Here is a 23,714-nt window from a genome sequence, read left to right as displayed (position 1 = left end):
GCGCGACCACGAATCCCGCTATAAGCGCCTGATGTCCATCCGTCTTCTCTCAGAAACCATGGTCAACCAGATCGCCGCCGGTGAGGTGATCGAGCGGCCAGCCAGTGTGGTCAAGGAACTCGTCGAGAATGCGCTCGATGCGGGCGCCTCGCGCATTGAGATTGCGACTGCCGGTGGCGGGCTTGGGCTGATCCGGGTGACGGATGATGGCAGCGGTATTGCGCCAGATGAGCTGGAGCTGGCCATTGCACGCCATTGTACGTCCAAGCTCTCGGACGATATTCACGACATTCGCTCGCTCGGATTTCGCGGCGAGGCCCTGCCCTCCATTGGCTCGGTGTCACGGCTGAGTGTGCGTTCGCGCACAAAGGATGCTGACAGTGGCGCGGAGATACGCATCGAAGGCGGCAAGCTTTTTCCGGTACGGCCAGCAGCGCTGAACCGCGGCACGCAGGTGGAGGTGCGCGACCTTTTCTATGCGACACCGGCACGGCTGAAATTCATGAAGGGCGAGCGCGCCGAGGCGACCGCAACCGCTGATGTGGTGAAGCGGATTGCCATTGCGTTTCCGCATGTGCGCTTCACGCTTTCGGGCACGGACCGCTCGACGCTCGACCTGCCAGCGACCGGCAACGATGCAGCGGCACAGCTTGCCCGCATTGCGCAGGTGATGGGCAAGGAGTTTCCCGAAAACTCAATCATTATTGATGCCGGGCGCGAGATTGTGCGGCTCGAAGGCTATGTGTCTGTTCCTTCCTTCACGCGCGCCAACTCTCTCCAGCAATATGTTTATGTGAATGGCCGCCCGGTGCGCGACAAGCTGATTGCGGGGGCAATACGCGGTGCCTTTGCCGATGTTTTGCCGCGCGACCGGCATGCGGTGACGGCGCTTTTCATAACGCTCGATCCGGCGCATGTGGATGTGAATGTGCATCCCGCGAAAGCCGATGTGCGGTTTCGCGACCCTGGAATGGTGCGGGGACTGATTGTCGGCTCGGTGCGCCAGGCGCTTGCTCAGGCCGGTATTCGCCATGCCACAAGTGGGGCCGATGCCATGATCAACGCTTTCCGTACCGGCATGGCAGCCAATCCGCATGCAGGGACGACAGAGCGCCAGCACTCTTATCAGCCAGAGTTTCGAGGCTCTGGCGGCTATGACATCAACGCTTCGCCCAGCCGCCCTTTCGATTTTGGGCAGGCGGGCTTCAGCGCGCCAGCACAGGCAAGCTTTGATGCCGGTGTGAGCGCAGATGCCCGCGCAGGCTTTGCCGAGGCGCCGGCAGAGCTGATGGCGACGCCGCTTGGTGCTGCGCGCGCGCAGGTTCACGCCAATTACATTGTCGCACAGACTGCGGATTCGCTGGTGATCGTGGACCAGCATGCCGCGCATGAGCGGCTGGTCTATGAGGCGCTGAAGCAGGCGCTGGCAAGCAGGCCGATTGCTGCACAGATGCTGCTCATTCCCGAAATCGTTGACCTGCCGGAAGAGGATGCGGAGCGTGTGGCCCAGCACGCAGACACGCTGCGCAAATTCGGGCTGGGTGTAGAGCGCTTCGGGCCGGGCGCCATTGCAGTGCGCGAAACGCCTTCCATGCTGGGTGATATAGATGCTGGAAAGTTGATCCGCGACCTTGCCGATGAAATCGCCGATAGCGATACGGCTGATACGCTGAAAGAGCGCCTCGACATGATCGCGGCCACAATGGCCTGCCATGGCTCGGTGCGTTCGGGACGGCTGTTGCGCCCGGAAGAGATGAATGCGCTTTTGCGGCAGATGGAAGCAACGCCCGGTTCCGGCACCTGCAATCATGGCAGGCCCACTTATATAGAGCTGAAGCTGGCCGATATTGAGCGGCTGTTCGGGCGGCGGTAAGCCGGCTGATGCGCTTGACCAAGGCAGCGTTTTGTGGCGGAAGATCGTGCCTGAAAGGTGTGACCCATGAACCGTTTTGAAGGACCCGGCGCGCGCGAGGCGAAGATCCGCTATCTGGATGGCGATTTCCAGGTGACCAGCCCTGGCGCTTTTGTGCGCTGTGCGGTGACGGGCGAATCCATCCCGCTGGACGAGCTGAAATATTGGAGCGTGGCGCGGCAGGAAGCCTATCTGACCGCCGATGTGTCGTTGCAGCGCGAGATCGACATGAACCCGGAGCTGCGCACGCGCAGCAAGTGAAGGGCAACCGCTGATAGGCGGCAGCCCCTTTTATAGGGTCAGGTTGGCTGTGCTTCGGTGCGGCGCATGAAGAACAGCCGGTCGATTGCCAGCATCGTCAGCAACGAGACGCCGACCAGCGGGAAGGCGATCCCCCCAATGGCGAGGATGGCGATGAGGCCACGGAAGGTACGTGGGTCGGACGGCATGGGTGGAACGCCGAGCGCGCCGGCAGGACGACGCTTCCACCACATGATCGCGGCGGAGACGGCGAGCAAGATGATCGCCAGGCATACGGCCGACAGCAGGATCTGGTTCAGCAGCCCGAACTGCTGGCCCATATGTACGCTGATGCCGAATTCCAGCGCCTTGCCAAACACGCCATAATCTCCGTAGCTGAGGTCGATCAGCGGCTTGCCGGAATATTGGTCGAAGTGAACGACACGCTGGAGCGACACGTCATCGGGGTAGACGGTGGCGGAATAGACGCCTGTCGGATCGCCCGGAATGGTCACCGCGTAGCCGCGCGAAAAGCCCATGGCGTCGATTTCCAAAATGATGCTGTCGATGCTGATCGCGGAACCGGGCGCTGGCGACACGTTGGCTGCCGGCGTGGTGGTTGCATCGTGGCCGGTGTGGCCTGAGTGTGGGTCAGTCGACAGGGGCAGTTTGGCCTGCTCCATCGACCATGAGGTTGGCGTGGTGTCGCTGAGTTTTCGGGTCGACATCGGCACGCCCACGTATAGGCCTGCTGGATAGCCATCATTGCTGCCATTGGCCCATTCATTGACCTTGTCGCCCCAGACGCCAGACCAAGGCATGCCGGTGATGGCGAGGAAGACGATGAAGAAACCGACAAGGATGCCCGTTACCGCATGGGTATCGCGCCAGAAGATACGACGCCGGGGCGTGCCGCGCACGGTGAGGACGCCACCCGTCTGGCGGCGCGGCCACCAGAGATAGATGCCGGTGGCGACCAGCAGGATGGACCAGCCGGCTGCGATCTCGATCAGGTAACGGGCGGTGGTTCCGAAATATTTGAGGCTGTGGAGAGTGCGGATCGTCCACATGATCGTGCCTCGATCAGGCAAGGTGCCCAGCACCTGACCGTCATGCGGATTGACGTAAACTGCCTGCTTGCCGGCACTTGCGGTGGCGATGGTGATCTCGGCAGAGCTTTGCGGCGTGGCGGGATCGGTGAACTTCACCGCCCTGCCGGGCACCGCGGCCAGTGCTTTTTCAATCATCACCAAGGGGGCGACTCGGGTTTGCGAGGCTTCGACACGTTTCAGGTCGGAATGGATGATGGCATCGAACTCATCCTTGAACAGATAGAGCGCGCCGGTGCAGGCGAGCGAGATGAGAAATGGCAGCACCAGAAGGCCGGCATAGAAGTGCCAGCGCCAGACGGCGCGGTAGAGATCGGAAGCGGGAGCGACAGCGGCCGTGCCGCTCTGCGCTGTTTCAACAAGCGTAGACATTGAGGATTGTTCTCCAGACGTGACGGATCGCCAGCGGCATGCCGATGGCGGTGGTTCAACGGTCAGGAGATGGCGGGTGGAGCACGCGGCTCGGCGAGGATGCCACGCCGTTCAAGCGGGACAATTTGCGCTTGCCGCTGAAAGTCAGGTTCAGCTGCGCGGTGCGGTTGCGGTCCAAAAATCAGTATCGACAGGATTGCCGGAGCGGAGGCGGACGCCACGCGGCAGAGCGCACCGCAGGGGCATTCATGCTGCGAGGGCGCCTGCTCGCCACCATGAGAGACCGTGAGGTCACCGGTGGAGGCGCAGATGATGTGGAGCGGATCGGCAACAGATGCCGCCATGGCGCCCTGTGCCATGCCGCCGAGCAGGCCCTGCAGCGCCAGCATGAACACCGCCAGCGCCGCAAAGGCACTGAATGTCAGCCGATCCCGCAAAAGCAAGCGCATGCTCTTCATGCGTGATGCAGTGCCATAGAGCTTCCCCAAAGTCACTACGACAAAGGAGCAGACTGGAGATGTTCAAACTTCAGTAATGCGCCTGGTGCGAAAGGCGTTGAGCGTGTCGTCGATCAGCCGCGCGGGTACGGATTTCGGTTCGAAGACGGTTTCAACCTCCAGCACCATCAAGCTCTCCAAAAGGGTGCGCGCGGCGTGCGAGCCGTGACGCAGGCGGGCGGCGTCCTTGGCGGTGGTGACGAGGTGGAGATTGTTGGCAGCGGCCAGTTTGACCAGATCGCCAAGCTCATCATCGGCATAGAAATGGTGGTCGCCGAAGGAGCGCTGGATGACGACTTCGCCGCCGGTCTCGCTGATGCTGCGATAGAATTTTGCCGGATCACCGATACCAGCAAAGGCGAGGAACCGCTTGCCGGCAAAAGCCGATTTGCGGCGCGGCTTGAGAGCGGCCTCGAAAAACGGCTTTCCGGCGCGGGCGGCGCGACGGATGATGATATCGGCTGCAGTCCCCTCGCCCATTTTCAAAAGCCCATTGGCAAGCCGCAACTGGTCGGTGATCGGCGCGCGCACGGGGCCGCCGGGAATGATATGGCCGTTGCCGACGCCACGTCGCGCATCGACGACCAGAAGTGCATAGTCGATATGGATGCGGGCGCTCTGGAAGCCGTCATCCATGATAAGGAAATCGCAGCCCTCGGCGATGAGCATGCGCGCGCCGGCAGCGCGGTTGGGGCTGACCGCCACAGGCGCGTGCTCGGCCAGAAGTAGTGGCTCGTCGCCGACGTGTTTTGCGCTGTCGTGGTGCAGATCGACCCGGTGCGGCTCTCCGCCGAAGCTGCCGCCATGGCCACGCGACAGGAAGCCGGGTTTCAGGCCCTGTTTGCGGGCAGCTTTGGCGAGCGCAATGGCCACAGGCGTCTTGCCAGTGCCGCCGACGGTGAGGTTGCCGACGCAGAGCACCGGGCACTCGACTTTTTCGCGGCGTCCCCGTTCAAGCCGGCGGCGCGCAACGGCGCCGTAGATCGCCGAGACAGGGTAGAGCAAGCGCGCACGCCAATCGGGTTTTTCCCACCAGAAGGGAGGCGCTTCGGAGGCCATGTCAGAAGCCGCCGCCGTTGCCGTTCTTCAGCCGTGACTTGACGATCAACGGCTGGATATAAGGCTCCAGGGCCTTCAGCGTGGCGGCGAGCGCGCCGCGCATATCATCGACGACATGCACGCCGGCGGTGATCATATCGCCACGCGCCTTGTCGTTGTTGAGCAGGAAGTGAACCGCGCCTGCCAGCATGTCACCATCGCGTACCAGCCTGGCGCCGCCGCCATCGATGAGGCGCTTGTAGGACTCGCGGAAATTCTGGACGTTGCGGCCAGACAGGACGGCGGTGTTGAGCATGGCCGGCTCGAGCGGATTTTGACCGCCTTCGGCGCTCAGCGAACGACCAACAAAGGCGATTTCGGTCAAACGAAGATAAAGCCCCATCTCGCCTATCGTATCACCCAGCAGGATGTCTGTATCAGGCTCGACCGCCTCGTCCAGACTGCGACGGGCGACCTTGAGGCCGGCTTCGCCAAATGCGGCATGAAGCACAGCACCGCGATCGGGGTGACGTGGCACGATGATGGTCAACAGGTCGGGATGCCGCGACTTCAGCTTGGCGTGAACCTCGACGGCAATCATCTCCTCGCCCTCATGGGTGGAGACGGCAGCCCAGGTCTGGCGACCGGCGATCTCGGCGACGAGCTTGCCGAGCGCGTACTGGTCTACCGGTGGCGGATCGGTATCAACCTTGAGGTTGCCCGAAACGGTAACCGGGCGGGCGCCGAGCGCCTGGAATCGCTCGCCATCAACGTCCGACTGGGCAACCACATGAGCGAGGTTTTCAAATAGCGCCTCGGCGATGAAGGAACGCTTCTGCCAGGACGCGAAAGAGCGGTCAGAGAGGCGCCCATTGACCAGTACCTGGGGAATACGGCGCAACCCAAGTTCGAGAATTGTCATCGGCCAGATTTCGGATTCGGCGATGATGGCAATATCCGGCAGCCAGTGATCAAGAAAACGGCTGACGGCGGGTTTCAGATCAAGCGGAACATATTGGTGAATAATGCGGTCGCCCAGACGCTCATCCGCGACGCGGGCGGAGGTGACTGTGCCGGTGGTGAGCACGACTTTGATGCCGAAATCCAGAATGCGTTCAATGAGCGGAACAACGGCGACGGTTTCGCCCACACTTGCGGCGTGGACCCAGACCAACGGTCCGGCCGGGCGCGGCTGGCTGGCCACGCCGTAGCGTTCGCGGCGTCTGGAATGCTCTTCCTTGCCCTTCGAGGCGCGCCAGCCGACATAGGTGCCGACCAGCGGATAGGCGGCAGCGCCAGCATAGCGGTAAACGCTCAACATGGCACGGGCCCAGCGTTCACTCATTTGGGCCGATCCACCAGTTGATACGCCTTTTCGGTCGCCATGTTGAGCGCATCCGTGACTTCGCGGCGCCGGGCCTCAAGCTCGGCATCAGTTGCGTCAGAAGGTACTGAAATGGGATCACCGATGATCAATGCACCGCGGCCGAACGGAAGGCTGACGGTGGTCTTGTCCCAACTCTTCTCCAAAACCTTGCGCCGACTGGTGGCCATGGCGACCGGAAGAATAGGCCGTCCGGACAGCTTGGCCAGGGTGACGATGCCAAGTCCGGCATCCCGCGGCGTTCCCTTGGCGATATCAGCGATCATGGCGACGTTGTTGCCGGCATCGAGCGCCTTTTTTAGGGCAATCAGCGCCTGGGCTCCGCCCTTGCCGGAATTGTCTGAGCCGGGGCGGCCTCCGGAGCCGCGCACGGCTCGAAAACCAAGCTTTTCAAAAACCATGGCATTCAGCTCCGCGTCGGCACTGCGCGAGAACATGGCCACGAGTTTCTGGTTTCGATCGTAATAGGCCGGCACCAGAATGTGCTGTCCGTGCCAGAGCGCCACAATTGAGGGAGTGTGCTCAGCGTAGGCGGCAGTGAGATCGGAAGATCCCTTCACCAGCGGATTGGTAATTTTGATAAAGCTCAACGCCTTTGCCAGCAGCGTCGACAGTACATGTCTGGAGAAGCGCGATTGGGCCAACGGCTTGCGGATAGCTTTCCACAACCCTTTTGCGACACCGGTACGGCGTGCCGGACCTGCGGCTTGCGCCCGCGTCATCGCTTTCTTTTCGTCCATGCGCTGGGTTCTACGCTGCCTTGCCGCCATCCGGGTCGAGCATCCGATGCAGGTGGACGATGAAATAGCGCATATGCGCATTGTCCACTGTGGCCTGGGCCTTGCCCCGCCAGGCCAGTTCCGCGGATTTATAGTCGGGGAAAATGCCGACAATATCGAGGCCGTCGAGATCGCGGAACTCGGTGCTGCCGAGGCTTTGCAGTTCGCCCCCGAAAACAAGGTGCAACAGCTGCTTCTTTCCGTCTTCTCCGGCCATAGTCGTTCCTAGCTCCACATCGTTGGCAGACAGGGTGTTAGAGGAAAAAAAGCGTGTTTGAAACCGGCTTGAGCAGGTTTCAGGCGTCTAATCCTGCAATCACAGATGTCATCACCTGCAAAAGCGGGCCGCTGCCTGCAACCAAGGCGCCATGAACGGGGTGCGTTCCAGCGTAGCGCAGTTCGGCTCCGGCTGCGTCTACCAGTTTGCCGCCGGCTTCACGCAGAATCAGATCAGCGGCTGCGAGGTCCCAATCATGCGCATTGGCTTTTACATAAGAAGCGTCGAGTTCGCCGCTTGCCACCATGGCAACGCGGCAGGCGAGCGAGGGAATATAGGGAATGACCGTGAAGCGGTCTTTCCATTTTGGCGGGGTGGCTGCGAGCATCGGTTTGGGGCCGGCTACCGTGAAGGCTTCCCTGTGGGGATTGACCTTTAGCGGTTGGCCGTTGCGGAATGCACCGCCATCTGCTGCGGCCCAATAGATCTCGCCCTTGGCCGGACAATCAAGCACGCCGGCGCGCGAAATGCCGTCTTCGACAACGGCAATGGATACACACCAGACCGGATAACCTTCAAGAAAAGCGCGGGTGCCATCAATCGGATCGACGACGAAGGTGCGGCGGCGCGAAAGGCGCTCAGGCGAATCCACGGTTTCTTCGGACAGCCAGCCATAATCGGGCCGCGCCTTGAGCAGGGTTTCTCGTAAATAGGTGTCGACAGCGTAATCGGCCTCGCTGACCGGCGACTGGCCGGTTTTCATCCAAACCTGCGGGTCCTGCCTGAAGTAGCCCATCGCGATGCGAGCGCCTTCGGCTGCAGCCTCGCGGATGAGCGCCAAATCGTCCGACTGCCAGCCTGCCTCAGATGCCTGCAAGGGTCATCCCTTCGACAAGGAGGGTTGGCGCGCAGGTGCCGAAATTGCGATCGAGATCGCTTGCGGGAACCATTGTCAGGAACATGGTCTTGAGGTTGGAGGCGATTGTGACCTCCGATACCGGATAGGACAGTTCACCGTTCTCGACCCAGAAACCGCTGGCGCCCCGGCTGTATTCGCCCGTGACCATGTTGACGCCCTGGCCAAAAACCTCGGTTACGTAAAAGCCAGTTTTCAGCCCCCGGATCATGTCTTCGGGCGACATTGTTCCAGGCTCAATGGCGAAATTGGAGGACGATGGCGACACTGACGAACCGGAGCGCGAACCGCGGCCATTGGTCTGGAGCCCGAGTTCCTGCGCCACCGAGGTGGACAGGAGCCAGTGGCGCAAAATGCCATCCTCGATCATATCGAGCGGAACGCCTTCCACGCCTTCGCCGTCGAAAGGACGCGAGGCCTGGCCGCGCACCTTGAGCGGATCGTCGGTGACGCGGATGGTGCTTCCCGCCACCTGCTTGCCCATCATGTCGCGCAGAAAGCTGGTCTTGCGGGCAACCGAAGCGCCATTGATGGCGCCAGCGATGTGCCCGGCAATGCCGCGTGCGACACGCGGATCGAAAATGACATCGACCGCACCGGTTTGGGCTTTGCGGGCATTCAGCCGTTTGACCGCGCGCTCGCCGGCCTTGCGACCGATTTCTTCGGGGCGCTCCAGATCGACAAAATGCTGGTGCGAGGAATAATCATAGTCGCGCTCCATGCCGGTGCCTTCGCCCGCAATGACGCTGGCCGACCGGGAAAAACGGGAGCCGACATAATGGCCAACAAAGCCTTCCGAGGTGGCCAGAACGATGCCACCCAGACCGAAGCTGGCACCGGAACCGGCGGAATTGGTGACACCCTTGACCGCAAGCGCTGCCTCTTCGGCGGCCAGCGCATCGTCACGCAGTTGATCCGCCGACAGGGTGGTCGCGTCAAACAGGTCGAGATTGCGCGGGTTCTTTACCAAGCGGTCGGGATCGGCCAGGCCTTGGAAAGGATCTTCCGGCGAAACGCGCGCCATGGAGACTGCGCGCTCAGCCAGTTCGCGGACATCTGACGATGCCGTTGCCGATACGCTGGCGGCTTTTTTTCCGACAAATACGCGCAGCGAAATGTCGTCGCTTTCGGAGGCTTCGGAGTTTTCGACCTTGCCCAGCCGCACGGAGACCGAGGTTGAGCGGCCGCGCACCGCAACAGCATCCGCAGCTGTTGCGCCGGCGCGTTTGGCAGCCTCGACCAGGCTTGCTACCTTGTCGACAAGCTTGGCGGAATCGAGCGTGTCGGTCATAGCGGGATCTGGCCTGTAATTTGTTTCGTTTGCAATGCTTGGCGCACCGCGCCTGCGCCACCATCTATTGTTCCGACGATCCATGTGCAATGGGTGGTGTTCACAGCAAATCGCGCGCAAGCGACCCCGCACGATCCGGAGAGGGATGCAGATCTTGGCAGTTGAGGGAACCATCTATTCCGAAATTCTGCTGCTGCTGGGTGGCGCTGTGGTGGCTGCACCGCTGTTCAAGCGCATCGGTCTCGGCACCATTCTGGGCTATCTGGCAGCAGGCGTGGTGATCGGCCCGGTAGCACGACTGATCACCGGCGGCGTGGAAATCCTGCATGTTGCCGAACTCGGAATTGTGTTTCTTCTGTTTGTCATCGGGCTTGAGCTCAAGCCATCCCGGCTGTGGGCGATGCGGCGCGAGATATTCGGGCTGGGCTTTGCACAAGTCGTTTTGACGGGAACTGTGCTCGCACTGCTTGGCCACTATCTTGCAGCACTTTCGTGGCCGGCGGCACTGGTGATCGGCTTCGGGCTGGCGCTTTCCTCCACGGCCTTTGCGATGCAGCTTCTGGAGCAGGAAGGCACGACCAATGCCCGTCATGGCCAGACGACATTTTCCATCCTGCTGTTCCAGGATATCGCCATCGTGCCGCTGCTGGCCATCGTGCCGCTTTTGGCGCCGGGTGGCGAAACCGGCACTACGGTGGCCGTGCTGCCGCAACTGGCGGTGACGATTGCAGCGATTACTGCACTGCTGGTCGCGGGACGCTATCTGATCAATCCGCTGTTTCGCATCATCGCCAATACGGGTGCCAAGGAGGCAATGATTGCCGCCGCTCTGCTGGTGGTTCTGGGTGCAGCAACGCTGATGCAGGTGGCGGGGCTGTCGATGGCGATGGGCGCTTTTATCGCCGGCGTGATGCTGGCCGAATCATCCTACCGGCATGAGCTGGAAGCCGATATCGAGCCATTTCGCGGCATTCTGCTCGGGCTGTTCTTCATGGCGGTTGGCCTCTCGCTCGACCTCAGCGTGATCGTGGAGAACTGGGCCACCATCCTGTTGGCGGTGCCTATCCTGATGACGGTGAAAGTGGTGATCACCTATGCGGTCTGCCGCCTATTTGGCTCGACGCATGACAATGCGGTGCGCGTGGCGTTTCTTTTGCCGCAGGGCGGCGAGTTTGCCTTCGTGCTGTTTTCGGCAGCAGCATCAGCAGCGGTGTTTACGTCTGAGACTGCGTCGATGCTGATTGCCATCGTCACCGTCTCGATGGCCCTTATGCCGCTGTTTGCGCCGGCATCGAAGTTTTTTCTCGGGCAGGAAGTGGCCGAGCAACTGGACGAAGACTTTGAGGGCGCCGGGGCCGACGTGTTGATGATCGGCTTCTCGCGCTTTGGCCAGATTGCCGCGCAGATCCTTCTGACAGGTGGGTCGTCGGTGACGATCATCGATCACTCGGCCGAGCGGGTGAGGAGCGCAGGAAAATTTGGCTTCCGTATCTATTTCGGGGACGGGACCCGCAAGGATGTGCTGGAGGCGGCCGGCATCCGCCGCGCCAAGGTGGTGGCGATAACCACCAACAAGCGCGAGATCACCGACCGCGTGGTCGAGCTGATCCAGAGTGAATACCCCGACGCGCGGCTTTATGTGCGCTCCTATGACAGGACGCATACGCTGCAATTGCGGGCACGCGGTGTGGATTACGAGCTGCGCGAGACGTTTGAATCGGGGCTTTTGTTTGGCCAGCGGACGCTCGAGGCGCTCGGCATCGATCAGGATACGGCGGAAAACATTCGCGAGGATGTGCGCCACCGCGACGAGCAGCGGCTGGCGCTGCAGGCTGTGGAAGGCATTCATGCTGGTCGCGACATTCTTTATGCCAAACCGGTGACGCCGGAGCCGCTGATCAAGCCCACGCGCGAATCCAGACGGCTCGACAAAACGCCCGAAGCGGCTGACAATTGACCACTCAGTACACGAGGAAATCGCCATGACGCCCTTCCATCTTGCCTTTCCCGTCCGTGACCTCGATGAGACGCGCCGTTTCTACCGCGACGTTCTCAATTGCGGCATTGGCCGATCGTCGGACAGCTGGGTCGATTTCGACCTGTTCGGCCACCAGATGTCTGCGCATCTGCGCCCGGATGCCGCTTCTGCCGCGCGCAGCGGGACAGTGGATGGCGTAGCGGTGCCGATCCCACACTTTGGCGTGGTGCTGCCGATGGGCCAGTGGCAGGAACTGGCCGACCGGCTGGAAGCCAATGACAGCGTTGACTGGGTGGAGAAGCCAATGGTGCGCTTCAAGGGCGAGTCCGGCGAACAGGCGACGCTGTTCATCCGCGACCCTTCAGGCAATGCGCTGGAATTCAAGGGGTTTCGCTCGATGGAGCAGGTGTTCGCGCACTGAGGTTGGTGGCGGTTGGCGGTGAGCTATACCCCTCTCCGCCTCGCTGCGCTCGGCACCTCTCCCCACTTTCGTGGGGCGAGGAAATAGCCAACCGCTAACCCCTATTTCCTCGCCCCGCTTGCGGGGAGAGGTGGCTCGGGCGGCCGAGACGGAGAGGGGTTTTGCGCACGGCGCTCAGCCGCGCCCGCCTTTTCAAACTTTGCCACCGCCTTTTCCACTTCCCGCTTCAGCTCATCCTTGATCGAGGCGGTTTCAGCCAACACGGCATCGACCTTCAGGAAGTCCAGAGCGCGAAAGCGCGAGACGGGCGGGCGGAGCAGGATGTCGGGGCAGTTGGTCTTGAATTTCATGGCGCTGATCGACTGCATCATCAACTGCGTAGCGCCAAACATCAGGTCGAGCGAATTGGGACGGCGGCGGCTGCTTTCGGCAGGAGCGCCGACGACATCGATGGCGATGGTGATATCGGCATCACCCTCGATGAGGTCAAAGGGGACGGGGTTGTAGATGCCGCCGTCGATCAACAGCATGCCGTCGCGCCTGACCGGCTTGAACACGGCTGGAATTGCCGCCGAAGCTGCCAGCGCTGAAAACAGATCGCCACTGTCGAACACCGCCAGTTTGTGGCCGAAGAAATCTGTGGCGGTGACTTTTAGCGGAATTTTCAGATCGGAAAAATCTGTTGGCATGCCTTCGGGCATGAAGGCCTTCAGGATGCGCTCGATGTTGAACTGCGAAACATTGATGCCGCCGGCCACCATTTCCCCGAGAGAGCCGGGGCGCGCGCGCCACATGCGCGAGGCGACTTCGGCGCGGTGGCCCAAAATGGCAACGGAGAATTCGTGGATGTCCTTGCCCGTCATGCCGGACGCCATCGCGGCGCCCATGATGGCGCCGATGGAGGAGCCGGCAATCGAAACAGGGCGGATGCCCAGTTCGTCGAGGGCTTCGATGACATGGATGTGCGCCAACCCGCGCGCGCCGCCGCCGCCGAAGGCGATGGCGAAGGTGGGACCACCAGCGCCACTATTTGCCTTCTTGCCCGGCTTCGAAGGCGGCTTGTCGATCACCCCTTGCCTCCCTTGGGGGCTTCCGGACCAACGATCAGGATGGCCGGTTCGGTGCGCAACAGCCGCGTGGCTGCCTTTTGGACTTCGTCCTTCGTCACCGCCTGGATCAGCGCTTCTCGACGTTCAAGATAATCCTTGCCCAGATCATTGATCTGAAGCTCTACCAGCGTGGAGGCGATGCTGCTCGAAGAATTGAGATTGCTGATGGCATAGGAGCCAATCAGATATTTCTTGGCGTCTTCCAGCTCCTTGTCGGTGACGCCGCCATCGGCCATGCGCCCGACTTCGGCGCGGATGATGTCGAGCGTCTCGTCGGCGCGGTCTGAACGGGTAGCGGTGGAGATGACCAGTGCGTTGGTGTGCTTGCGGTTCATCAACGAGGAATCAACGCCGTAGGCCAGCCCGCGCTTCTCGCGCACTTCGTCAAACAAGCGCGAGGAGAACGTACCGCCGCCCAGAATGTGGTTCATCAGGAAGGCCGCGAAGAACTCGGGATCGGTGCGCTCCAACCCTGGATAGGCCAGTTGCAGCGTCGTCTGCGGCAGATCATAGGGAATGCGGATTTCCTGGCTGAGCTTTGGCGCAACGTCGACAACCGGCGTCTGCGTCGCCTGCTCCGGCAGGCTCCCAAATACCTTGTCGAGATCGCGCTTAAGCGTCTCGGCGTCGATAGCGCCAACTACGCCGACAATGAGATTGCCGCGTGAGAACTGCGCCTTGTGTAGTGCGTGCAGGTCAGCCGCCGTCAGCTTGGGAAGCGTCTCCTCGGTGCCGTCATCGCGTCTAGCATAGGCGTGGTCGCCGTAGAGCGCCTCTGACCAGGCAAAGCCGGCAATGGTGTTGGGGTCCTTGGCCTTGGCGATCACGCCGGAGAGGATCTGCGACCGGATGCGATCGATGGGCGCCTGGTCGAAACGTGGCTCCTCTATGGCCAGACGGAGAAGATCGAGCGCCTCATCCTTCTGGTCAGCCAACATGCGCATAGAGCCATAGGTAGCGTCGCGCACGGCGTTAAAGCCCATCTCGGCACCGGCATCGTCGAGCTTTTCCTGAAAGGCGTCGCTGTCCATGTCGCCGGCGCCCTCGTCGAAGAGACCGGTCATCAAGTTGGATAACCCGTCCTTGCCGACCGGATCTTGCGACGTGCCACCGGCAAAGGCGAAGCGAAATGCCACGATGGGAACCGAATAATCCTCGACCAGCCAGGCTTTAATACCCTTGTCGGAGATGACTTCCTGAATGGTGACGGCAGCGCGGGCGGCCATCACATGCGGCATTACCAGAAACAGCAGCGCCAGAAAAACGGTCGTGGCGGTGGTCGAGAGACGGTTTTTGAAGTGCATCATCTTGACCCTCAATTCTTCTTGTCGGCTTCGGGCAGCAGGTACCCGGCGACCGAACGATCCGGGTTCAGATATTTCGCGGCCACGGCCTGGATACGGGCTGGCGTGACTTTGGCGATTTCATCGGGCCATTTTTCGATCATGTCGACACTGCCGCCGGTGGCAAGCGTGGCGCCGTAGATATTGGCCATGCCGGACTGACTGTCGCGGGCAAAGATCATCGAGCGCAGGAAGCGTTTCTTGGCTTTCTCAAGTTCGATGTCGGTGATGCCATCCTTGATGACTTTCAGCACTTCGGCGTCGATGCCGGCTTCTACCTGTTGCAGCGTGGCGTCGCCGCGCGGGGCACCGTAGAGGGTGAATTCGGACGCATCAAAGGATGTACCGTTGTAGGCCGCGCCAGCGCTGGCCGCGGTGCCCTGGGCGACGACAAGCTGCTGGTAGATGCGGCTGCGGGTGCCACCGCCGAGAATTTCGGAGAGCAGGTCAAGCGCTTCAGCCTCGCCCGGTTCTGCACGATTGTAGGATGGCACGACCCACGATTTCTGGAAGCTTGGAACGCCGACGCGGGGATCGGCCAGGGTGACCGTGCGGCGCGTGTTCTGCTCGGGTTCCTGAGGGCGCTCGCGCGCCGGCAGGTCAGGACCGTGTGGGACCTTGCCATAGGTCTTTTCTGCCAGCGCCTTGACGGTGGTGGCATCGGTGTCGCCGGCGACGACCAGAATGGCATTGTTGGGGGCGTAGTAACGGTCATAGAAAGCGACCGCGTCAGTGCGGTTCAGCTGTTCCATCTCGTGCATCCAGCCGATGACGGGTACGCGGTAGGGATGGTTTTGATAGAGCGTAGCGTCCACCTCTTCGGCCAAAAGCGCGTTTGGACTGCTTTCGATGCGCGAGCGGCGCTCTTCCAGAATCACATCGCGCTCTGGCCCGATCACCTCGTCGGTGAGGATCAGGTTACGCATGCGGTCGGCCTCGAATTCCATCATGGTTTCGAGTGCTGCCGGTGTGACCGATTGGAAGTAGGCGGTGTAGTCATAGGAGGTGAAAGCGTTTTCGTTGCCGCCGATCTCGGCGATCCTCGCGCCGAACTCGCCGGCCTTATGGTTGGTGGTGCCCTTGAACATCAGGTGTTCGAAGAAGTGCGCGATGCCGGATTTTCCCGCCGGCTCATCGGCGCTACCGATCTTGTACCAGACCATATGCGTGACGATGGGGGCGCGGTGATCGGGGATGACCACCACCTCCATGCCGTTTTCAAGGGTGAAATGTTCGACCTTCTCCGGCTGCACCGGAGCCTGGGCAAGGGCAAGGGCCGGTAGCGCACCCGCCAAGCTTACCAGCAAGAGGAAAAGAAGCCGTGCAGGTTTGAAAATCAAAGTCATGTGCCGCTCTATCCAAATCAGTGATGCAGGTGGTTACAGGCCAGACCCGCGCATGCAAATGAATTGTTCGTAATGGTAGGAAGGTGTGACCCGCAAAGGCGGCAGCAATCAGGCGGTTTCGATAAAGCGGATGATCGTGTCGCCATAGGCACGCTGGTCGACGACCTTGAAGCCAGCGCCGGGCTCAAAGGCGGCGGTGGCGGCTTCCTCGACAATGCATAGCGCGCCCGGAGCCAGCCAGCCGCCGGCTTTAGCGGCTTGCAGTGCGCGCTCGCCAAGGCCTTTACCATAGGGCGGGTCGGCGAAGACCAGATCGAAGGGCGCAATGTTGCCGGTGTCGCCGAGAGCTGCGGCATCGCGGCGAAATATCTTGGTGCGGCCGGTCAGACCAAAGGCTTCGACATTGGTGCGGATGAGGCCACGGCCTTCGGCGCCCTCTTCGATGAAGACGCCATAGGACGCCCCGCGCGATAGTGCCTCAAGCCCGAGCGCGCCGGTGCCAGCGAACAGGTCAAGTACACGCCCGCCGGCAAGTTTGTCGGCGTAGCGGTGCGCCAGGACGTTGAACAACGCCTCTCTGGCGCGGTCTGTCGTCGGGCGAATCGTATCCGTGCGCGGTGTGGCTAAAGGCCTGCCGCGAAACTCACCGCCGACGATCCGCACCAGGTTTTCCCTTGCGTGGGCCCGAGGTTGGGCTGTTGCGCGATGGCGCGGGATGGTTATCGCTCTTGCCGAACGGCTTCTTGCCATAGCGCGCCGACTTGTCGGCCTTGCGGGCGTCGACCTCTGCCTTCTCGCTCTCCAGCTTGCCCTTGCCTTGCGGGCGGGCACCAGAAGCCATCCACACATTGGCACGGCGCTGGCCGGGCGGATCAATCGGGCGCTGTTCACGCTCTGGCTTTTTGCCACGCGGCGGGCGGGCGTCACGGTCCGGCCGGTCACCAAAGGCAGCTGGTTTGCCAAAGGACGGCTTGTCGCCACGATCCGGCTTATCGCCATAAGATGGCTTGCCGTAGGCAGGTTTGCTGCCACGATCTGGTTTGTCACCGTATGATGGCTTGCCGTAGGCAGGTTTGCCGCCGCGGTCTGGCTTGTCACCGTAAGATCCCCGCTCGGGACGGCTGGTCGATAGCTTGCCCAGCGCATCGTCGCGGGTGTTTTCGCGGCGCTTGCGCGCTTTGATCAGACCACCTTCGCCGATATGGCCGCGTTCGCCGTCGCGCATGATTTTTGGACGCTCCGTCGCCATTTCTTCTTCCGGCTCGCGCTCGCGGCGCGTTGGCTGGTTGGAGAATGGATTGACGATATCAGCTTCGAAATTCGCACCGGATTCTTCAATCAGGCGTTCGCCGAGCTGGTCACGCAGGGTCTTGCCCTTCATCTCCCAGACATGGCCTTCTGGCAGTTCGCCTAGCTGGAACGGGCCATAGGATACGCGGATGAGGCGGGTGACATCGAGACCGAGTGCGCCCAAGACGTTTTTCACTTCACGGTTCTTGCCTTCGCGCAAACCGATGGTGAGCCAAGCGTTGCTGCCCTGTGAACGATCCAGCGTTGCTTCGATAGCGCCATAGAAGACGCCATCAACAGAAATGCCGTTCTTGAGATCAGCCAGTGCCTTTTCATCAGGCGTTCCATGCACGCGCACGCGGTAGCGGCGTAGCCAGCCCGTTGCCGGCAGTTCCAGAACGCGCGACAGGCCGCCATCATTGGTAAGGAGCAAAAGCCCTTCGGTATTGATGTCGAGACGGCCCACCGTCATCAAACGCGGCAGATCACCTGGCAAGACGTCAAACACGGTCTTGCGGCCCTGCGGGTCACGGTTGGTTGTGACCACCCCTGCAGGCTTGTGGAACAAGAACATGCGGGTGCGCTCAATAGCCGGGATCAGCGTGCCGTCGAGTTCGATCTTGTCTTCAATGGACACATTGATGGCAGGAGATGCCAGGACGCGGCCATTGACGCGAATGCGGCCAGCCGCAATCAGCTCTTCAGCATCACGGCGCGAGGCAATGCCTGCACGGGCCAGACGCTTTGCAATACGCTCGCCCTCTTCGGGCACCGCATCACGCGAGCGCTCAAACGGCTTTTCATCACGGCGCGGCGGACGCTTTTCGAAGTCGCCGCGCTCGGGGCGTGGACCGGCACGAAACGGTTTTTTGTCGCCGTCGCGGGGGCTGTCGTCGCGAGCCCGGAAGGGACGCGGTTTGTCGCCACCGTCACGGGGGCGGTCATCACGAGGGCGGAACTCGCGTGGTTTGTCATCGCGGGGACGGAAAGGCGTGCGTGGCTTGTCGCCAGCTTCCCGCGGACGAAATTCACGCGGCTTGTCATCGCGAGGCCGGTCATCGCGCGGACGGAATGGCGTGCGTGGCTTGTCGTCAGCTTCACGGGGGCGAAATTCACGCGGCTTGTCATCGCGAGGCCGATCATCGCGGGGGCGGAAAGGCGTGCGTGGCTTGTCGCTGCGGGCCTCACCGGGAGCGCCTTCACGTTTTTGATAGGGCTTTTTGGCGCCACCGCCTGCGAAAGCCGGCTTTGCGCCAAAGGCGGGCTTGCCGGAACGCGCGGGGCGCGGGGCGTCACCGGAGCTGCGGGCAGGTCCAGAAAATTTCTTCGGACCGAATTTGCGCGGTCCCTTTTTACGATCGTCGTCCATGTGGCCTTTGCCTTTGGAGAGGTTCGCGCTTCTCGAACGTCGAACTGCTCTCTCTTGATTGTTTCCGCGATTGCGGTGCAAGGCCGCGGCAGATTTTGCGGAATTGCTCTTGCGCGGCTAGATAACAGGAACACCACCGAGGTGCGAGGGAAATGTCTTGGATAGCCAACCGATGAAACGGCCCGATTTTATGGCGATGGCGCTGTCCGAAGCGCACGCCGCCGGCGCGCGCGGCGAGGTGCCTATCGGCGCGGTGCTGGTACGCGGCAGTGAATTGATTGCCAAAGCAGGCAACCGCACGCGCGAACTGAACGATCCGACCGCCCATGCCGAGCTGCTGGTGATCCGCGAGGCCGGCGCTGCGCTGTCGCAGGAGCGGCTCACCGATGCCGATCTCTATGTGACGCTCGAACCCTGCACCATGTGCGCGGCAGCAATTTCGTTTGCGCGGGTCAGGCGTCTGTATTTTGGCGCAACCGACGACAAGGGCGGTGGCGTCGTCAGCGGCGTGCGCTTTTTTGGGCGACCGACATGCCACCACGCGCCGGAGGTCTATCCAGGGATTGGCGAAAGCCAGTCGGCGGAATTGTTGCGCGGGTTTTTTCAGGAAAAGCGCGGTTGAAGCGTTCTATTTCCTCGCCCCGCTCGCGGGGACGAGGAACAGACTACATGCCCGGAATGAGCTGCTTCAGCGACCAGCCACTGCCCTTTTTGCGGGCAGCTGCCTTGGCGCGACGTTCCTTCTTGAACTCATCTACGCCAATGTCATCTGCCGCAGCGGTGGCTGCCGGCTGGCGATAGGTCAGCGGTGGCTCACTCAGATATTTTCGGCTGGTTGCGCTGCCCTGGCGGTTTTCAGCGACGCGCTTCTTGTAGGCTGCGCGGGTATTACGGAATTCGGGACGGTTGATCGACTGGTTGGAGCCAGAATCATCGCCACGGCTCGAGCCGCCGCTGCTGGGCGTGGCCGAAGCGGTGGCAACATCGGGGACAATCGGCGAATCGTAGTTCGGGTTGTCCTGATTGGCGGTCACTTCGGCGCGGATGCGGGCGCGACGCTGTTCGGGCGATTCGGGCCAGGAAGGGTTGGAAGCGACCGTGACGCTGTCCTGAGGAACCGGAAGTTCGGCCCTGGCACCCGGCGCCGGCTTCACCAATTCAGGGCGGGGCTTGTAATCAATGGGCTCGCGACGCTTGGGTGCGATGGAGACAATGCCGGTCAGGTCGGACGCAAGCTGTTCGGTCGACGTCTTGTCGGTGCCGTAAGTGGGCGCACCCATGCAGCCGGCCAAAAACAGGGTGGATGCGACGAGCGGCGCGCCAAACCAGGCGCGTTTCATGTCTGCCATGCCGAAATTTCTCACTACCAATTGCCTCACCCACGCTCCGGACGCCTGCCGGGCACCGTCCGGCCCCCGGTCTTCACTGGAAATCCGGCGACAACAAGGCGTTCGGACGCCGCGCTTGTAGCGCAAGCGCGGCGGAAGGGCAACTTAACCCATCGGACAAGCCTGCTGGGTTTTTTTGTTTTTAAGCCTCAGGCGCCGGCGGTCGGCCTTGCCATTGTTCGCTGCGCGAAAATGGTTTTGTCAGCCTCAGGCACCGGCGGTCGCATCCGCGACCTTGGCTGACGCGCCACGGGGCGCGACGGCCAGTCGGCCTTGCCGTTTTTGCTGTGCAAAAACGGTTTGGTCAGAGGCGGCCGAGAGCCCGCAGTTCGTGCAAGGCTGCCGCATCGCGTGCGGAAACGTCAGGAAACTCCGGGTCCGCACCGACATCATCGGTGAAGCGCCAGGACCGGGCGCATTTGGTGCCGGAGGCCGGTGCCACAACAACGCCGACGCCTTTGACATCATCCAGCCGGAACGCATCTGCCGGGGCCTCATCAGTCTTGATGCTGATGCCCGAGGTGATGGCGATCTCGGCCAGATCGATGCCTGCAAGCGCTGTGCGCAATTCCGCATCGGTGATGTGGACAATGGGCGCGGCCTCCAGCGAGGAGCCGATGGTTTTTTGAGCCCGCTCGATTTCCAGCGCGCCGGTGATGACGCGGCGCACCTGACGGATTTTTTTCCACTTCTCGGCGAGTTCTGGATTGCTCCAATCCTTCGGCGTCTCGCGGAACTGTTCCAGATGCACCGATTCGGCGGAGGGGTAGCGCTCCAGCCAGGCTTCTTCCATTGTAAAGGGCAGCATCGGCGCCATCCATGTGACCACGCGGTCAAACATAGTGCGCACCACCTGAAGAGCAGCCTTGCGCTTGGCACTGGAAGGCGCTTCGCAATAAAGCGCATCCTTGCGGATATCGAAGTAAAAGGCCGACAGTTCCACGACCATGAAATCTATCAGGGTGCGGGTGACGCGCTTGAACTCAAAGGCATTGTAACCGTCACGCACAATCTGGTCGATCTCGGTCAGGCGGTGCAGCATCAGCTGTTCCAGCTCTGGCATTTCCGAGATGGACATCTCGCCGCCCTCATCATGCGCCAGCGTGCCGAGCATCCAGCGGATGGTGTTGCGCAGCTTGCGATAGGCATCAATATTGGTCTGCATCACGTTCTTGCCGAGACGCTGATCTTCCCAATAATCGGTGGTGACGACCCAAAGGCGCAGAATATCGGCACCGGATTGCTTGATAATGTCTTGCGGCACGACCGTGTTGCCGAGCGATTTCGACATTTTGCGGCCGTGTTCATCCATCGTGAAACCGTGGGTGACAACGGCATTATAGGGCGCGCGGCCACGTGTTCCGCAGCCTTCCAGCAGCGAGGAATGGAACCAGCCGCGATGCTGGTCTGACCCTTCAAGGTAGACATCGGCAGGCCATTTCAGGTCTGGCCGGTCTTCGAGGGTGAAGGTGTGGGTGCAGCCGGAATCAAACCAGACATCGAGAATGTCCATGACCTGTTTCCACGGTTCGCCAGCGCGTTCTCCAAGGAACCGCTCGCGTGCACCTTCGGCAAACCAGGCGTCAGCGCCTTCAACCTCGAAGGCTGCAAGAATGCGGGCATTGACCGCTTCATCGTCCAGCACATTGCCATCGACATCGGCAAACACGCAGATCGGCACGCCCCAGGCGCGCTGGCGCGAGAGAACCCAATCGGGACGCTCCTCGATCATAGCGCGCAGGCGGTTCTGGCCAGCGGCCGGCACAAAGCGCGTGGCGTCAATGGCGGCGAGCGCACGGGTGCGGAGCGTATCTTTTCCTGCGCTCACGGCTGAAGCCTCCGCGGGGGCGGGCGAATGGTCGCCCGGGGCCCGGTCGGACCCTTGGCCTGTGGCCATATCGGCGGAAAGGCCGTAGCCGTTCAGTTCCTTGTCCATATAGACAAACCATTGCGGCGTGTTGCGGAAGATGATCGGCTTTTTTGACCGCCATGAATGCGGGTAAGAGTGCTTGAGGCGACCGCGCGCGAACAGGAGATTGCGCGCAATCAGTTCCTCGATGACGGATTTGTTGGCATCGCCCTTCTTGCCATTGTCATCCATGACACGCGCTGCCCCGCCTTCGCGGTCCGGCCCAAAACCCGGCGCATCCTTGGTGAAGTAGCCTGCATCATCGACAGTGAAGGGGATGGTCGTATCAATGCCGCGCGCGCGCAGTACACCGGCGGCGTCCATCCACGCCTCAAAATCCTCGCGGCCATGACTGGGTGCAGTGTGGACAAAGCCCGTACCCGCATCGTCTGTGACGTGGTCGCCTGCGATCAGCGGAACGGTGAATTCATAACCGCCGCCGAAGCCTTTGAGGGGGTGTGACAGGGTGATGGAAGCGAGTTCCCGCTCGCTGACATCGGCAAGGCGCTTAAAGGTCAGCTTGGACTTGGCAGCACTTTCTTCGGCCAGTGAATCTGCGAAGATGAGTTTTTCGCTTGGCTGCGGCCCAAAATCATTCTGAGCTTCGGTGACTTGGTAAAGGCCATATGAGACCCGCGACGAATAAGCGACAGCGCGGTTGCCTGGGATCGTCCAAGGCGTGGTGGTCCAGATGACGACATAAGCATCCGACAACTTGTAAGTATCTTGGTACTCCTTTGCCGCCTCGGCCTTTTCTTCACTTGATAGTGAAGTGTCTTTCGCCTGTAGAGCACGGTCGATGCGAAATTTTCCCGCGCTAATATCTTGACCCGAAGCCGCCACCGGAAACTTCACCCAGATCATGTCGCTTTCGACATCGTGATATTCGATCTCGGCTTCGGCCAGAGCCGTGCGTTCGACGACTGACCACATGACCGGCTTTGAGCCGCGATAGAGCTGGCCGGACTTGGCGAATTTCAAAAGTTCGCCGGCGATGCGGGCTTCAGCGTGGAAGCTCATGGTCAGATAGGGATTGTCGAAATCGCCCTCGATGCCGAGGCGCTTGAACTCTGCCGCCTGCACGGCGATCCAGCTTGCTGCAAAATCGCGGCATTCCTTGCGGAATTCGTTGACGGGTACTTCGTCCTTGTTCTTGCCCTTGGCGCGGTATTGTTCCTCGATCTTCCATTCGATCGGCAGGCCGTGGCAATCCCAGCCGGGCACATAATTGGCATCATAGCCGCGCATCTGGAAGGAGCGGGTGATGACGTCTTTCAGCACCTTGTTCAGCGCATGGCCGATATGAATGTTGCCATTGGCGTAGGGCGGGCCGTCATGCAGGACGAATTTTTCGCGCCCGGCTGCACTTTCGCGCAGCTTCTTATACATGCCCATTTCCTGCCAGCGCTGCACCATCAGCGGCTCTTTTTCAGGCAGGCCAGCGCGCATCGGAAAATCCGTCTGCGGCAGGTTCAGGGTCTTGGAATAATCGATTGTGTCGGTCGGTTCGGTCATAGGCTTGCCAGTCTGTGGCCCGTCAGGAATGCGGGCAATGCGATCTCAAGATGGTGTGGAAGCGCGCATAGCGCAAAGGCGAAAACCCGGCACTCCGGGCAGCCCTCAGGCCGCCGGGAAGACCGGGCCGATAATTCGTATGCCGGCGGGCGCGAAAAAACTCATGGCCGGGCTTTTAGCCGAGGCGGGGCCGAGAATAAAGCAGAGAATGCGGCTTGGTTCGACAGGGTTGCCATGAAGAGGCAGGGCACCCCCTCTCTGCATCGCTGCGATCGCCACCTTTCCCCCATT

The 23,714-nt window shown here is 61.3% G+C and carries 20 protein-coding genes; 5 read left to right on the top strand and 15 right to left on the bottom strand.

The genetic code is table 11. The features are described 5' to 3' along the window. Positions 1-31 precede the first annotated feature (31 nt). Both mutL and GA830_RS09060 read left to right on the top strand, forming a co-directional pair. Positions 32-1,873 (top strand): DNA mismatch repair endonuclease MutL, encoded by a 1,842-nt coding sequence (gene mutL / locus GA830_RS09065; RefSeq protein ID WP_195161565.1) that lies wholly within the window; start codon positions 32-34, stop codon positions 1,871-1,873. 66 nt (positions 1,874-1,939) lie between these two features. Further along, positions 1,940-2,173 carry a DUF2093 domain-containing protein gene (locus tag GA830_RS09060; RefSeq protein ID WP_195161564.1) on the top strand — a complete coding sequence of 78 codons (234 nt, stop codon included), beginning with the start codon at positions 1,940-1,942 and terminating at the stop codon, positions 2,171-2,173. A gap of 38 nt (positions 2,174-2,211) precedes the next feature. On the opposite strand, the gene GA830_RS09055 is transcribed toward GA830_RS09060, so the two are convergent. The 8 genes from GA830_RS09055 to GA830_RS09020 form a co-directional block, all read right to left on the bottom strand. Beyond that, a complete protein-coding gene (locus tag GA830_RS09055; protein ID WP_195161563.1) occupies positions 2,212-3,633 on the bottom strand; it encodes a PepSY-associated TM helix domain-containing protein in 1,422 nt (473 codons plus the stop codon). 62 nt (positions 3,634-3,695) lie between these two features. Next, positions 3,696-4,091 carry a DUF2946 family protein gene (locus GA830_RS09050; protein WP_195161562.1) on the bottom strand — a complete coding sequence of 132 codons (396 nt, stop codon included), beginning with the start codon at positions 4,089-4,091 and terminating at the stop codon, positions 3,696-3,698. A 63-nt stretch (positions 4,092-4,154) separates the two neighbouring features. Continuing rightward, complete coding sequence (lpxK, locus tag GA830_RS09045; RefSeq protein ID WP_195161561.1) at positions 4,155-5,189, bottom strand: tetraacyldisaccharide 4'-kinase; 1,035 nt, start codon at positions 5,187-5,189, stop codon at positions 4,155-4,157. A 1-nt stretch (position 5,190) separates the two neighbouring features. Next, the gene (gene waaA, locus GA830_RS09040) at positions 5,191-6,513 is read right to left on the bottom strand and encodes a lipid IV(A) 3-deoxy-D-manno-octulosonic acid transferase (protein WP_195161560.1); all 1,323 of its coding nucleotides are present in this window, start codon (positions 6,511-6,513) and stop codon (positions 5,191-5,193) included. Beyond that, entirely contained in the window at positions 6,510-7,292 is a 783-nt protein-coding gene (locus tag GA830_RS09035) for a lysophospholipid acyltransferase family protein (RefSeq protein WP_195161559.1), read from the bottom strand. The genes waaA and GA830_RS09035 overlap by 4 nt, the downstream gene beginning before the upstream one ends. 10 nt (positions 7,293-7,302) lie before the next feature. Continuing rightward, a complete protein-coding gene (locus tag GA830_RS09030) occupies positions 7,303-7,548 on the bottom strand; it encodes a DUF4170 domain-containing protein (protein WP_195161558.1) in 246 nt (81 codons plus the stop codon). Positions 7,549-7,627: 79 nt separating this feature from the next. Next, the gene (locus GA830_RS09025; RefSeq protein WP_258045386.1) at positions 7,628-8,425 is read right to left on the bottom strand and encodes a 3'(2'),5'-bisphosphate nucleotidase CysQ; all 798 of its coding nucleotides are present in this window, start codon (positions 8,423-8,425) and stop codon (positions 7,628-7,630) included. Further along, on the bottom strand, positions 8,412-9,755 hold the full coding sequence (locus tag GA830_RS09020; RefSeq protein ID WP_195161557.1) for a TldD/PmbA family protein: 1,344 nt from the start codon (positions 9,753-9,755) through the stop codon (positions 8,412-8,414). The genes GA830_RS09025 and GA830_RS09020 overlap by 14 nt, the downstream gene beginning before the upstream one ends. A 151-nt stretch (positions 9,756-9,906) precedes the next feature. Between GA830_RS09020 and GA830_RS09015 the strand changes: the two genes are divergently transcribed. Together GA830_RS09015 and GA830_RS09010 are read left to right on the top strand one after the other, a co-directional pair. After that, complete coding sequence (locus GA830_RS09015) at positions 9,907-11,712, top strand: monovalent cation:proton antiporter-2 (CPA2) family protein (protein ID WP_195164865.1); 1,806 nt, start codon at positions 9,907-9,909, stop codon at positions 11,710-11,712. Positions 11,713-11,737: 25 nt separating this feature from the next. Then, on the top strand, positions 11,738-12,154 hold the full coding sequence (locus GA830_RS09010) for a VOC family protein (RefSeq protein WP_195161556.1): 417 nt from the start codon (positions 11,738-11,740) through the stop codon (positions 12,152-12,154). A 101-nt stretch (positions 12,155-12,255) separates the two neighbouring features. On the opposite strand, the gene GA830_RS09005 is transcribed toward GA830_RS09010, so the two are convergent. The 5 genes from GA830_RS09005 to GA830_RS08985 form a co-directional block, all read right to left on the bottom strand. Next, a complete protein-coding gene (locus tag GA830_RS09005; protein WP_258045385.1) occupies positions 12,256-13,224 on the bottom strand; it encodes a patatin-like phospholipase family protein in 969 nt (322 codons plus the stop codon). Then, positions 13,221-14,570 (bottom strand): M16 family metallopeptidase, encoded by a 1,350-nt coding sequence (locus GA830_RS09000; RefSeq protein WP_374939256.1) that lies wholly within the window; start codon positions 14,568-14,570, stop codon positions 13,221-13,223. The genes GA830_RS09005 and GA830_RS09000 overlap by 4 nt, the downstream gene beginning before the upstream one ends. Positions 14,571-14,578: 8 nt before the next feature. Beyond that, positions 14,579-15,952, bottom strand: coding sequence for a M16 family metallopeptidase (locus GA830_RS08995; protein ID WP_195161555.1), 1,374 nt, complete (start codon positions 15,950-15,952; stop codon positions 14,579-14,581). Between the two features lie 108 nt (positions 15,953-16,060). Continuing rightward, a complete protein-coding gene (gene rsmD / locus GA830_RS08990; protein ID WP_195161554.1) occupies positions 16,061-16,615 on the bottom strand; it encodes a 16S rRNA (guanine(966)-N(2))-methyltransferase RsmD in 555 nt (184 codons plus the stop codon). Further along, positions 16,596-18,611 (bottom strand): pseudouridine synthase, encoded by a 2,016-nt coding sequence (locus GA830_RS08985; RefSeq protein ID WP_195164682.1) that lies wholly within the window; start codon positions 18,609-18,611, stop codon positions 16,596-16,598. The genes rsmD and GA830_RS08985 overlap by 20 nt, the downstream gene beginning before the upstream one ends. A gap of 172 nt (positions 18,612-18,783) precedes the next feature. On the opposite strand from GA830_RS08985, the gene GA830_RS08980 reads away from it, so the two are divergent. Next, positions 18,784-19,233 carry a nucleoside deaminase gene (locus tag GA830_RS08980; protein WP_195164681.1) on the top strand — a complete coding sequence of 150 codons (450 nt, stop codon included), beginning with the start codon at positions 18,784-18,786 and terminating at the stop codon, positions 19,231-19,233. Between the two features lie 43 nt (positions 19,234-19,276). Here GA830_RS08980 and GA830_RS08975 read toward each other — a convergent pair whose 3' ends face one another. Both GA830_RS08975 and ileS read right to left on the bottom strand, forming a co-directional pair. Continuing rightward, positions 19,277-19,951 carry a hypothetical protein gene (locus GA830_RS08975; protein ID WP_374939314.1) on the bottom strand — a complete coding sequence of 225 codons (675 nt, stop codon included), beginning with the start codon at positions 19,949-19,951 and terminating at the stop codon, positions 19,277-19,279. Between the two features lie 352 nt (positions 19,952-20,303). Then, complete coding sequence (ileS, locus tag GA830_RS08970) at positions 20,304-23,423, bottom strand: isoleucine--tRNA ligase (RefSeq protein ID WP_195164679.1); 3,120 nt, start codon at positions 23,421-23,423, stop codon at positions 20,304-20,306. Between the last annotated feature and the right edge of the window lie 291 nt (positions 23,424-23,714).

Source organism: Mesorhizobium sp. NBSH29, from assembly GCF_015500055.1.
Lineage (GTDB): Bacteria > Pseudomonadota > Alphaproteobacteria > Rhizobiales > Rhizobiaceae > Neomesorhizobium.
The sequence above is the reverse complement of the archived record's forward strand: the minus strand, read 5'-3'. Positions and strand labels throughout refer to the sequence as shown.

Coding starts and splice junctions, on each gene's coding strand:
- mutL (WP_195161565.1), top strand. CDS start 32: ATGTCCATCCGTCTTCTCTCAGAAACCATGGTCAACCAGATCGCCGCC.
- GA830_RS09060 (WP_195161564.1), top strand. CDS start 1,940: ATGAACCGTTTTGAAGGACCCGGCGCGCGCGAGGCGAAGATCCGCTAT.
- GA830_RS09055 (WP_195161563.1), bottom strand. CDS start 3,633: ATGTCTACGCTTGTTGAAACAGCGCAGAGCGGCACGGCCGCTGTCGCT.
- GA830_RS09050 (WP_195161562.1), bottom strand. CDS start 4,091: ATGAAGAGCATGCGCTTGCTTTTGCGGGATCGGCTGACATTCAGTGCC.
- lpxK (WP_195161561.1), bottom strand. CDS start 5,189: ATGGCCTCCGAAGCGCCTCCCTTCTGGTGGGAAAAACCCGATTGGCGT.
- waaA (WP_195161560.1), bottom strand. CDS start 6,513: ATGAGTGAACGCTGGGCCCGTGCCATGTTGAGCGTTTACCGCTATGCT.
- GA830_RS09035 (WP_195161559.1), bottom strand. CDS start 7,292: ATGGACGAAAAGAAAGCGATGACGCGGGCGCAAGCCGCAGGTCCGGCA.
- GA830_RS09030 (WP_195161558.1), bottom strand. CDS start 7,548: ATGGCCGGAGAAGACGGAAAGAAGCAGCTGTTGCACCTTGTTTTCGGG.
- GA830_RS09020 (WP_195161557.1), bottom strand. CDS start 9,755: ATGACCGACACGCTCGATTCCGCCAAGCTTGTCGACAAGGTAGCAAGC.
- GA830_RS09010 (WP_195161556.1), top strand. CDS start 11,738: ATGACGCCCTTCCATCTTGCCTTTCCCGTCCGTGACCTCGATGAGACG.
- GA830_RS09000 (WP_374939256.1), bottom strand. CDS start 14,570: ATGATGCACTTCAAAAACCGTCTCTCGACCACCGCCACGACCGTTTTT.
- GA830_RS08995 (WP_195161555.1), bottom strand. CDS start 15,952: ATGACTTTGATTTTCAAACCTGCACGGCTTCTTTTCCTCTTGCTGGTA.
- GA830_RS08985 (WP_195164682.1), bottom strand. CDS start 18,611: ATGGACGACGATCGTAAAAAGGGACCGCGCAAATTCGGTCCGAAGAAA.
- GA830_RS08980 (WP_195164681.1), top strand. CDS start 18,784: ATGAAACGGCCCGATTTTATGGCGATGGCGCTGTCCGAAGCGCACGCC.
- GA830_RS08975 (WP_374939314.1), bottom strand. CDS start 19,951: ATGAAACGCGCCTGGTTTGGCGCGCCGCTCGTCGCATCCACCCTGTTT.
- ileS (WP_195164679.1), bottom strand. CDS start 23,423: ATGACCGAACCGACCGACACAATCGATTATTCCAAGACCCTGAACCTG.